At 36.6% G+C, this 12,252-nt stretch carries 9 protein-coding genes; 1 reads left to right on the forward strand and 8 read right to left on the reverse strand.

Annotated elements, in window-relative coordinates; all coding sequences use genetic code 11:
- Positions 1 to 43 precede the first annotated feature (43 nt).
- Entirely contained in the window at positions 44 to 1,051 is a 1,008-nt protein-coding gene (obgE, locus tag KG732_RS01925) for a GTPase ObgE (protein WP_213520662.1), read from the reverse strand.
- Between the two features lie 192 nt (positions 1,052 to 1,243).
- Positions 1,244 to 2,347 carry an adenylate kinase gene (locus KG732_RS01930; protein WP_213520665.1) on the reverse strand — a complete coding sequence of 368 codons (1,104 nt, stop codon included), beginning with the start codon at positions 2,345 to 2,347 and terminating at the stop codon, positions 1,244 to 1,246.
- 256 nt (positions 2,348 to 2,603) lie between these two features.
- On the opposite strand from KG732_RS01930, the gene purK reads away from it, so the two are divergent.
- Complete coding sequence (purK, locus tag KG732_RS01935) at positions 2,604 to 3,752, forward strand: 5-(carboxyamino)imidazole ribonucleotide synthase (protein WP_213520667.1); 1,149 nt, start codon at positions 2,604 to 2,606, stop codon at positions 3,750 to 3,752.
- 233 nt (positions 3,753 to 3,985) lie between these two features.
- Here the strand turns inward: purK and KG732_RS01940 are convergent, their stop codons facing one another.
- The 6 genes from KG732_RS01940 to KG732_RS01965 form a co-directional block, all read right to left on the reverse strand.
- Positions 3,986 to 5,014, reverse strand: coding sequence for a phytase (locus KG732_RS01940; RefSeq protein WP_213520670.1), 1,029 nt, complete (start codon positions 5,012 to 5,014; stop codon positions 3,986 to 3,988).
- 91 nt (positions 5,015 to 5,105) lie between these two features.
- The gene (locus KG732_RS01945; RefSeq protein WP_213520672.1) at positions 5,106 to 7,925 is read right to left on the reverse strand and encodes a TonB-dependent receptor; all 2,820 of its coding nucleotides are present in this window, start codon (positions 7,923 to 7,925) and stop codon (positions 5,106 to 5,108) included.
- A gap of 225 nt (positions 7,926 to 8,150) precedes the next feature.
- The gene (locus KG732_RS01950) at positions 8,151 to 8,870 is read right to left on the reverse strand and encodes an HlyD family efflux transporter periplasmic adaptor subunit (RefSeq protein ID WP_213520674.1); all 720 of its coding nucleotides are present in this window, start codon (positions 8,868 to 8,870) and stop codon (positions 8,151 to 8,153) included.
- 359 nt (positions 8,871 to 9,229) lie between these two features.
- Positions 9,230 to 9,898 (reverse strand): hypothetical protein, encoded by a 669-nt coding sequence (locus KG732_RS01955; protein WP_213520676.1) that lies wholly within the window; start codon positions 9,896 to 9,898, stop codon positions 9,230 to 9,232.
- Positions 9,899 to 10,328: 430 nt separating this feature from the next.
- Positions 10,329 to 11,096, reverse strand: a complete 768-nt coding sequence (locus tag KG732_RS01960; RefSeq protein ID WP_213520678.1) for a hypothetical protein — start codon at positions 11,094 to 11,096, stop codon at positions 10,329 to 10,331.
- A gap of 533 nt (positions 11,097 to 11,629) precedes the next feature.
- Positions 11,630 to 11,983 carry an SdpI family protein gene (locus KG732_RS01965; RefSeq protein ID WP_213520680.1) on the reverse strand — a complete coding sequence of 118 codons (354 nt, stop codon included), beginning with the start codon at positions 11,981 to 11,983 and terminating at the stop codon, positions 11,630 to 11,632.
- Positions 11,984 to 12,252 lie beyond the last annotated feature (269 nt).

Raw genomic sequence — 12,252 nt, forward strand, 5'->3', positions numbered from 1 at the left:
GTTTTCATATTCAGGCTATTTTATTAGTTCCTACGACAAATGCTTACTCATTCAGCATTTCCCATAAACGATCTTTCAATTCCATCAAATTGATCTGAGAGATAGAAGAAATAAACATATAAGGTGCCCCATTAAAAGCCCCTTCTTCATCTAGTCCTTCCCGCATTTGACCGATCAATTCTTCATCCAGCATATCGCATTTAGAAATCACTACAAATCGCTCTTTATCCAGCATTTCTGGATTGTATTTTCTCAATTCGTTGACCAAAATATCATATTCAGCACTGATGTCATCAGAATCTGCTGGTACGAGAAATAACAGGGTAGAGTTACGTTCTATGTGCCTTAAAAAGCGGTGTCCTATTCCTTTGCCTTCGGCAGCTCCTTCTATAATTCCAGGAATATCTGCAATAACAAAACTTTTAAAGTCACGGTATTCTACAATTCCTAGATTAGGCTTAAGCGTTGTGAACTCATAGTTAGCAATCTTAGGTTTTGCTGAGGTAAGTACCGACAATAAGGTTGATTTTCCAGCATTAGGAAATCCTACCAGACCTACGTCAGCCAAGATCTTAAGCTCAAAAGTCACGTCCAGGGCAGTCCCATCCATCCCAGTTTGTGCATAACGTGGTGTTTGTCTCGTAGACGATTTAAAGTGCCAGTTACCACGACCCCCTTTACCCCCTTCACAGATGATAAATTCTTCTCCATCTTCTAAAATCTCATGTACAATTTGACCGGTCTCCGTATCCTTAATGACCGTTCCTAAAGGAAGTTCGATCAAGACATCTTCTCCATCCAATCCCGTCCTTCGTTGCTTTGCCCCATTTCCTCCTTGAGCTGCTTTAAAGTGTCGTTTGTATTTAAAATGGTAAAGGGTCCAAAGGTTTTTATTTCCTTTTAGGATAATATGACCACCGCGACCACCATCACCACCATCTGGACCCCCTTTCTCTACATATTTTTCTCTATGCAAGTGGGTACTTCCTTTACCGCCACGACCAGATTCTACAGTTACTTTTGTATAATCAACAAAATTTCCTTCAGTCATAATTCCATTTTCAGTTGTCTGTTAGCCTTTCTTTGTTAACCGCTAACAGTCATTTTTACTATTTAAAATAATCTTCTGCCCTAAGCCTTCTTGACGTAGCTTGCGCTCCAATCTGTTGAGTGCTAGAGCTCCTATTTTAATTTTAAGTTCAAGTTCAAGTTCAAGTTCGAGTTCGAGTTCGAGTTCAGGTTCTTAAAGCTTATCAAACTCTACGCTTAAACGCTCTGTGATGGCGTCCATATCTCCTACTCCATCAACACCATAATACTTATCTTGTGCTGCGTAATACTCTTTTAGAGGGGCTGTTTGTTTGTAATAAACTGCAATGCGATCTTTAATCACTCCTTCGTTGGCATCATCTGGGCGGCCACTTTCTTTACCTCTTTCTAACAAACGCTCTACAAGAACCTCATCAGCCACTTCTAAGGCTACCATTCCGTCGATTTTCTCATTTTTTGAGGCTAATAATTGGTCCAAGGCTATTGCTTGGGCTTCTGTTCTTGGAAAACCATCAAAAATAAACCCCGCAGCATCTGATGTTTTTTCTACCTCAGCGTTGAGCATTTTAATGGTCACTTCATCTGGAACTAGATTTCCCTTATCCATAAAGGATTTTGCCAGCTTCCCTAAATCGGTACCATTTTTTATATTGTAACGGAACACGTCTCCTGTAGATATGTGAACCAGTCCGTATTTATCTTTTAAACGAGTGGCCTGAGTTCCTTTTCCTGCACCCGGAGGACCGAATAAAACGATGTTTTTCATGCGTTGTGTTTGTACGTAAAGTTCGGGCAAATTGCGCCCTAAATTATTATAATCCATGCCGTATCCAACGACAAATTTGTTTTCAATATTCTTTCCTACATAATCGATTTTCAACTCGCGATCATATACCTCAGGCTTAAAAAATAGTGTGGCTATTTTTAGTTCTTGAGGCTGGTGTTGTTGTAGCTTTCGCGAAAGCGTCTCTACAGTCAAACCAGTGTCTACTATGTCCTCCACGATGACAACGGTCCTCCCTGCAAGATCAATATCCAGCTCGTCACCCAGCTCTATAGCACCAGTAGAACTGGTTCCTTCGTAGCTTTTAGCACTTAAAAAGCTCACTTCACAATCCTGATGAAACTTGCGAGTAAGGTCTGCCAAAACCATATAACTCCCGTTCAGAATCCCTAAAAAAACAGGGTTTTTACCTGCAAAATCTCTATTGAGCTGGTAGGCGAGGTTATCAACGGCAGCAGCTATTTCCTGTGCACTCAAAAAGGGTTTAAAATAAAGATCGTGGATCTTAATCACTACAAAGCATTTTTTGCAAAGATAATGATTAGTGAACAGTATGACGCAGGTGTTTAAGGCAGATATCGGCAGCGTTAAATGCATAGCATCCTTATAACAACAAGCTAATTAAAGACTGTAAATAGTCTTATCCTTAAAGGACAAAAAAAACCTTACAAAAAAGCTATTGACCTGTTACTCCTAACACTTCCAATGCGAATTCAAATTCGGGTTCCAATTCAAGTTTCATTTAAAATTAACCGCTTATTTTTGAAACATGAAACAGACACAATTCTCTTCAGATTTTACATTAGGAATTTTAGGCGGTGGTCAATTAGGCAAAATGATGCTGTACACCACCAGAAAGTGGGATATTACTACTTACGTCATGGATAAAGACGACAACGCACCAGCATTTCAGGGTTGTGATGTGTATTTTGAAGGAGATCTTATGGAGTATGAAGCCGTTATGGAATTTGGTGAGCAAGTCGATGTACTGACGCTAGAAATAGAGAATGTAAATGTACAAGCCCTGCAGGATCTCGAAGATAAAGGAATTGCTGTTTCCCCTAGTGCCAAAGTCCTCAACTTGATCAGAAATAAAGCACGTCAAAAATCCTTTTACCAAGATCAAAATATCCCTACTGCAGCTTTTGAAGTCTATCCAAAACCAAGCCTAGATCACGATAGAACCTATCCATTTATCTGGAAAAGTGCGGAAGGTGGTTATGACGGTAAAGGAGTAAAAGTAATAAGAAAAGCAAGTGATTTAAAGGATGTACCCCAAGTAGAATGTATCTATGAAGACATGGTAGGTTTTGATCTGGAACTTGCGGTTATCGTTGCCCGTAATGCCCGTGGCGAGATGAAAACCTATCCAGTAGTAGAAATGGAATTTCATCCCGAAGCCAATCAGGTGGAATACGTCATTTGTCCAGCGCGTATCCATAAGGATATCTCTGATCGAGCAAGAGAACTGGCATTACAAGTTTCTGAAGCCTATGAGCATGTAGGCTTACTGGCTGTGGAACTCTTCCTCACCAAGTCTGGCGAACTTCTAGTCAATGAAGTAGCGCCACGACCACATAACTCTGGGCATTACAGCATAGAAGGTGCGATTACTGACCAGTTTGAACAACACATCAGGTGTATCTGTAATTTGCCATTAGGCGCTACGGACAGTAAGCTAGCCAGCGTGATGGTGAATCTCGTAGGAGAAGAAGGGCATACAGGTGATGTGATATACGACGGTTTAGAAGATATTCTCGCTTTACCAGGGGTAACCCCTCATATTTACGGTAAAAAAGAGACCCGACCCTTTAGAAAAATGGGACATGTCACTGTTGTTGCAGAGGACGTGGTCAAAGCACGCGAACTCGCCGAGATCGTCAAGAGCCGTATAAAGGTAGTAGCCGCGTCTGTTTAAAATGAACTCAACTTATTTGCCACTTTAGTCAACGCATTGCAGTATGCCTGTTTTGTACCAGAGCGCCTAAATGGAGTTATCACTCATAAAGCAGCTGCACCTTTGTCGTGCCTTCTATGGAAAATTTTAATGAAAAATACTTCTTGTTAATTTGGTGTATATGAGTGGTGAAAAAGAAAAAACCCTTGCTAGTTAAAGAAAGGGTTTTATAGGCATCACAAAAATAAAAGGTTTTAATCTAAACCGATGCTTCTTAAATCGTGATAGTAAAATTCTTTAGAATTATTCATGGATACCAACAAACCATTGGGGAATTCTGTTCCCAATGCCGCAGAGGTGGCATCACAACCGTCTGTTCCCCGAGTACCTAAATTTAATTCTTTTATAAAATCATTTGTCTTCCTGTCAAAAACAGAAAAACTGTTTGCTTGTTGATTGGAAACCACTAAATACCCTGAATGATCTTGTTGTTTTACGATAGCTATTCCTTCGATATCTCTTTCAAAGTAATCTCCTCCAAAACAACTCAATTCCACATCACCCTTTTCAGGACTCGCATAATATTTACGAATACAGTTCATCTCATCAGCATAGTAAACAAAACCTAGCTCTTGATCGACAGCTATGGCTTCAATCTCCTTTTTACCGCTAAAATGACCAAATTTTCTTACCAAATTGGCTTGTATTCTAGAATTGTTTGCAACTATCTGGTATTGATCTAGATAGTTAAGTTTAGGACCTACTTTTCGGCTTACAATGGCATACATTTTATTCGATAATTGATCCTTGTATAACGCAATTCCCATAGGCCTTCTGTTATCACTATCGGTTTCGTATGTAAAAACAGGAAAACCGCCATTATCTAAAGCCTTCATATCTGGCACAGAAAATAATCGAATTTGATTTTTTTCACGCTCCGTAAACATCATAATATCTGTCAGGGTCGAATCGTTGATTTTAAAATCATAAGCAATAGCTACGTTATTAGGGTAGCTTAATCCTGTTAATGATTTTTCAGAAATTATTCTACCCTTTAAATCAAAAGCATAAACCCCTCCATTATTTGGATCCTTATCGGTACCAAAAACCATACTTTTTTCAGGATTTTGTTGATTCACCCAAATAGCCGGGTCATCTGTATCGTGTGGCGTTTTTTCTGTTATTACATCTGCTTTTATGGCTGGTAACTTATTGTTATCACAAGACAATATCACTATTGAAAAGAGAAAGATGAGTAATTTTCTTAAGGTTTTTAGTAACATAAACAGCAATTTTTTGGCAAATGTAAAAGTTAAACCATGTTAATAAAGAAACGAGGTGTTGTTGAAACACCTCGTTTTAAAAATGGCCTATTTAAAATAAATCATATTTAAGACCTATTGTGAACCTTCTGTCATAAAACTCTATCTGTTGCGTGCGATTTCTTACCCCTTGATAGTATCTAAGCGGCTGATTTGTAATATTTGTAATATCTGAAAACAAGCGTAAATTTTTATTGATGGCAAAAGTCACATTAAAGTCTAAGAAAAATTGCTCGTCATAGTATCTGTCCTCAAAATCATTACCTCCTAGTTCATCTAGGTATGCGTCAGAATAGTTGGCAGATAGTCTTGCAGTAAATCTTTTATTATCATATCCTAATGATGCGTTAAACATATTAGGAGTAGCTCCTGGCAATGCTAAATCACCTCTTTGGTCACCATCTTCATTTCTTATTCCGTTGGCTCTAGAATCTAGGTAAGTATAGTTAAGATATATTCCAAAGTTTTTTGCAAATCCAGGTAAAAAATCTAGTTGACGTTGAAAAGCAAATTCAGCTCCTACAACATAAGCGTCATCACCGTTTTGAGGTTGAAAGGTTTCAAAACCTTCATTAACTTCACCTGCAGCTACCTCGCCTATTTGTGTGTAAACAAAATTATTAATGCGCTTATAAAAAACACCTCCAGAAAGAATACCTACATTATCAAAATAATGCTCTGCCATCAAATCAAAGTTCATAGAAGTAGTTGGGTCTAATTCAGAATTTCCTAAGACTACCTCTCTGTCATCTACCAGCACATCTATGGTAGGCACTAGGTCTACATAATTAGGTCTTGCAAGGGTATTGGTCCACGCTAGTCTAAATACCGTATTATCACTCAAATCATATTTTAAGTGTGCACCTGGTAGAATGTTTACATAAGAACTTTCATCTGTTACCTGACCTAATAGTTCTTCTTCATCAACAATTTGATTTCCTGTAGCAGTTATTGTAGTAGCTTCTAGACGCACACCAGCGAGAACACTCAGTTTTTCAGACACTTTTTGATTTGCCATTACATAACCAGCATACACATCTTCAGACACATTATAGTTAGCTCTTAAGTATTCATCAGGTATATCTTCTCTATCAAATAAAGAAGCATTGTTTAAATCTAGGCTTCCCAAAAACCCTGCGGTTGCAAAAGCTCCTGCGCGGTACTGGCTGCCTGGTAAATATCCAGGGTCTGTATAGTCTCTAGTAGGGACATCTGCCAAAGTATTAAAACCTTGTGGATTTGAATCTGTAGGCTCAAATTCAAAAAAGTTGTTGTCTCTAAATTTATCTTTTAATCTTAAACGGGTACCAAATTTAAATGTACCATCACCATATCCAAACCAGTCTTGTGGAATGGTAAAATTGAGAAAGGCATTAACATCTTCTTCTTCTGTATATTGGTTCTCTTCAGAAATGGAATTTAAGTTAAATCGATCCAGAGTTACCTGACTGGCAGTAGTAGGCCTGAATGAAGGAAATCTAGGGTTACCAAAATCACCAAATAAATCAATATTACTTCCTGTTCTATAGGATGCATACCTTTCATTGTTTCGCTCTTCAGAAGCTTTTGCTACAGAGGTCATCCATTCCATTTGAACATTTCCAAATAAATGCTCTCCAGACAGGGTAAAGTTATACATTCTTTGATCTTCTAGCCTAGTGTTTTTACGTCTATCATCGTCTATACCACCTTTAGTCTGGCGGCGCATCCTTCCTGTGTAACCGCTTATATTTTCTGTACCACTATCAAAAACTGGTTCAATATTATCATAACGCAGCCTGAACCTGTTCTCTCTATCATCCCGCCAGTTATACATAGATTTAAAGAATATTTTATTATTAGCATTAAAGGCATAATCAAAATTTGCTGAAAAACTTCTTCTTATACGTTGTACTAAATAAACACGAATATCGCTTTCCTCTAGATAAGGATTAACGGTAATATCTTCACCAGTAAGTGGACTTTCAGCTTCATTAACCCAAACTCCTTCTACGTTATCAGATCCAAAATCATTATCATTTATTGACGCAGATACCATCCAGCCAAATTTTTTGTCTTTTGAGCGATCTCCTAAAATAAAAGATCCAGTAAGTATGCGCTTGTTAGTTAAAAAGTTAACACCTGATCCGGCAGTGGCAGATAGTCTAAATTTTTGTGGTGAAGACCTCGTGATCAAATTTACCGATCCTCCCAGTGCGTCGCCATCCATATCTGGTGTTACGGCTTTATTTACCTCTATAGTCTGAATCATGTCAGATGGTATCAAGTCCATCTGTACATTTCTGTTATCACCCTCAGCCGAGGGTATTCTACTACCATTTAAAGTCACACTATTCAATTGTGGGGCCAGACCTCGCACAATAATATTTCTGGATTCACCTTGGTCTACTTGCATAGTAATCCCCGGTATTCTTCGCATAGCATCACCTATATTTGCATCAGGAAACTTACCTATCTGGTCTGTAGACACTATATTGGTAACGTTTATTTTATTGCGTTGTGTGTTTAAAGCTTTGGCCTGACTGTTTAAAGAAAAGCCGGTGACCATAACCTCATCTAGTTGCTCGGCATCTTCTAATAAATTGATATTTGAAACTTGGGTTTTTCCAGCTTCTATAGTTACGGTTATTTTTACATCTTTAAAACCTAGGTACTGGATGAATACTTCATGGGTACCCTCGATGACATTATATATGATATATTCTCCATTGGCATCACTTACCGCACCCTTATTTAAAGATGGAATATAAACATTTGCACCAGGCACAAAAAGGCCATAACCATCAGTAATTACACCTTTTAAATTTCCTGTTTGAGCAATGGTTGTAACTGTCACTAAAAACAGTAAAAGAATTAATAATTTTGTTTTCATAATATAGAGTGATTGTTTAAAACAAAACTATAGGCTTATGATTAAAGGTAGGTTAGGCTAATTTTATTTGTTCTTTACTACAATGTTAACTAATTTTTTAAAAAGATCTATTTGTGAAATAATTGTGAACTAAGGTTGCGTCACTGATTTAACTAGTGTGGTAAAAGCTTATTTAGAAAAAACCTCTTTGAATTGATAAAAGAAACGATTTATTAAACGTAAATCCTAAGTTACAGTTTCTGCAATGACGCTGGTTTCTTGTTGCAATTGTATTTCCTTTTTGTAAGACGTTATCAAAGTATCTTGCAGGGAAACTTGTACATAATAAAATCCATCGGCATCTGGTACCTGGGAAATGGTAGCTACTTTTCCTTCCAGCACACCTAACTCTGTTACTGGGAAGTTTTGCAGTTTTAAAAAGGTTTTTGGTCCTGCTTGTATTTTACCAGAATTTAATACTGGTGTTTTAAGAATAGCGATGTAAGATTGATCGTCTTCTGGAAAGACGGTAAATAAAAGATCTCCTTGCGCCACTTGTTGGTTTTCGCTCCAGTTTTGGGTATAGCTCAACCTGCCCTTTAAGCTCGCTCTTAAAATGTACAATTGCTCGTAATTACGCACGGCCTTTTGGAGTTGAGTAAAGGATTGGATCACCGATTTATACAATTGCAACTCTTCTTTGGTACGGTTGATTTTAATTTCTTCTAGCGAGCTGGAGGTATTGCTCAACTGATTCCTGAGCTGGGAAATGCTCGCACCAACACTTTGATAAGCCCTTTCGTTTTGCGCATATTCCAGTTGTTTTAACTCGTACTCTTGAGCCGACACCACTCCTTTTTCAAAAAGTGCTTTGCTGCGATCCAGTTCTTTCTTTTTAAAGTCCAACTCTGTTTTTTGTATCCGCTTTCGCGAAAGCGAATTGCAGCTATCTCTTTCTTCACTCATTGATTGCTGAAATCGATCGCTATGTGAATGCTCAAGGGGATACAACACCCAGTTGTTGTAAACATCAACTCTGCAGTAACTAATGTTTACCGCACCTAATGGTGTAGCTAGTTGATGTACTACCGCAGCTGCGAATCTTACTTCTTCATGTAATTGATCTGAAAATTAATTTCACAAGGAGTGAACTCCTACTGTTTATGTATTTGATATGAGGTATTGTTTGAAGGTGTTCTGTTGTTGAATGACGCCTATAGATTTTGGCAGATTTCAAGCAATTAAAGATCTGCCAAATTGAACATAGTATAGGTTTTCAGACGATTCAAAAAATACGTTAATGTTTGCATTAAAATTAAAAAAACTTAGATGCTCTTCATTTCAATTTCTGATTGAATATTTAGCGTATGAATACCCTTTTCTAAAATCTGAAGAAGTTCCATCACTAAAACCGCTTCTTTTTGTTTCTCTAATTGAGAATCTTTAGTTGCTATGGACACCTCATTGATAAGGTCATTAATAAAATCTATATAAAATATTTTTTGTTCTATTTGTATTTCAAAAAAATCAAATTTTTTATGGCTTGAAGCTTGGTTCCAACTAATTTTATCCTCGATTAACGCTATGTTTTTTTGAAATAATGCAACACAAGCAACACCACATGCCTCTTCATTAAAAATTTGTTGACCATCCAGTAATAATGTTTTAAATCGGTGCACCAATCTTTTGTCAAATTGCTTGAATAAGGTTTGAAAGGAGTCGCATTCCATATCGTGCAACAACCTATTTCTTATCATCATCATCAGTTCAAAGTCCGAATACTCTTCCATCGACAACACCCCAATCGCATCTAATAAATCAACTTTATTTTGAAAACTGATTTTTGAATTATTTCTAAAAAGTTTAGTTGTTCTCTTATCACTAAATAGTAGTAAATTCTGAATAAGCAAGTTATTGATTGAGCTCTCGATAAATAAAGAGTATTCTAATATTCTGCTCCTTAGATCCATGTTTAGATGTTTTTCTAGACTCATTTAGTTTGTTTTATAGGTTGATTGTTTGCTATGTTATTCTAAAAGTAGGTTTTTACTTACAATTTTATTACGGGAAACCGTAAAACAAGTGCTTTTAATTAGAATTTCAAGCTTTCGTTAAACATAAGTGCATTTATCTGTCCTTTCACCGATTAATTTTAAAAGTGAAAATGGTATAACCACTATTCATAACATAACATTATTGTAGCTGGTCAACCTGCAGTGGAGTAGGTTTAAAATATCATTTAAGGAACCACGGAAAACCTCATGAATGGGTTAAGACATAGAGTTGGAAATAAAGGGTTTGTAGCTTCTTTGAAGCCAGGTGGAGCATGAAGCAAAAACACACCGGATATAGCCAATCAAGATGAAAATGGGTTAAAAGGGAGCAGTAGCGGTTACTAGTAGAAATTATTAATAGAAATCTGGATTACTGTTCATTAGATTCTTTAACTAAAGACAAGTTAAATAAGTCGTAGCCGATTCCAAATCCGAACCACATATTACCATTACTTTTCCATTGATAATTACTTTGATTATTGATATTGTCAACACCCATATAGACCCCAGCCTGAACTTTATTGTATTGCAGCATGATCCCTGTCAAAAATGTTATTGTAGATACATCTTGCGCTTCGTCATCTTCAAGTCCAAGTGAATTACTGGTATTAAGACCCACGGTTCCAATACCTGCCCCAATTTGCCAATTAATAGAAACATTATTGGTGTAAGCAAAAGACCAATTTAATGTAGAATTAAAATTGAATTCGGTATCGAACGTAAATTCATTTTGAGGCCGAGCTTTAAATGGCAGTGTCAATAACCCGATACTTAATCGCTCCCTAGGTTCGGACAGGATCGCATTCGCATCAAAATCAGCCCTGTCAATCGTATAAATTTTATAATTATAAATTTCACTTAAATCTTTTTTCCCTCGTTCCTTTTGTTTGCTGGAAAGGTTACCAAAATTTAGCGCTTGAAGTTTGACGACGCTATCGTTTTTGCTAACCACTTTAAACTTGATACCTGATTGAAGAAAATCAGCGTTGTTCGTCCATCTCTCATCTGATATCAAGGATTGTACCTTTGTAACAGATGTAGGCACATCAAGCCGTACTATGTCGCCTTTTTCTTGTGCAGTCGTGAATAAACTAATAAGAGCAACAATAAACAAAAAAATAATTTTAAAATTTTTCATATGCTGTTAATATTAAATGAGCTTTTAAGTAGTTCTATCAGTGAACTAGTATAGCACTGCTATTCGGGGAGTATCAATTGACTATTCTGATGAATGCTGGACAGATGTTGCTTACTTCTCTTTATAGTTGATTTCCTGGTTCCAAGTAAAAAAAGGGATGGCCTTCGCTACAGTACTTGAACCGTTCATTTTAGAACACAATGCCACTCTGATATGTATCGTCCAAACACAAGCAATGCGAACCCTTCTTTAAAATTCGCAACACTAAAAATCACTAACACTCAACGCAATAATACCCTAAAGTACTTATTATCATTTATATACACAAGAAAAGTTACAAAATACGTGATCTAAAGCTCCCTATTGTTAACCGCCATTCTTTCTACAGCTGCTTCAAAAAACTCAAAAAAATACGCGTTAACAATCACAACAATACTAATGATACGCAGGAACACCCTGTACTTCCAAACAATGCAGGTGACCGACAAAATTACAGGGGCATCCCATTATATAGGAACCGGTGTTGATTTTTTTTAATTATCAAATTTGTTTTTAATCGCTTTTTCTACTCTAAAAAATAATATCACCACCATAAAGATGATAAAAGAAAGACCTAGAAAGATTCCTAGCATATCATTTGTATTGATTAGAAAGCCGAGAAACCCGCTACATATTAAGCCAATCGATAGTTTCAGCATTTCTATCGAAGAAAATTTTTGAGCAAAATCCCATCTTTGCTGATTTTTCATCGAACTATTGGTTCGATACCCATAAAGAGCGTTTATTTTTTTAGGTGGAAATTGATGCATTAATAATCCAGCCACTAAAAAAATCACCCCGGCTGAAATAGGAATTAAAATAAGCGGGTTTTGGTCTAGCATGTCCATTCTAATAACTACGTTACTTTAAATTAATCAAAATTTAAAATTAATAACATCGGTTGTATAAACCCCTTGGTTTTAGAAAAGATCACAAATTTAGGTGATTTCAGTGCTGTTGTAAAATGAATAGACATTCCATATAATCAAGTCCTCTCAGAAAAAAAATAGCAGATTTAAAGAAAAACAACCTTTTAAATGTATCTTTATATCAGTTGGTTTTCAGATAGATACATATTAATATCATAGAATTAAAGATTTCAACGACAATGACACAA

It is taken from the genome of Nonlabens sp. (assembly GCF_018401815.1).
Taxonomy (GTDB): Bacteria; Bacteroidota; Bacteroidia; order Flavobacteriales; family Flavobacteriaceae; genus Nonlabens.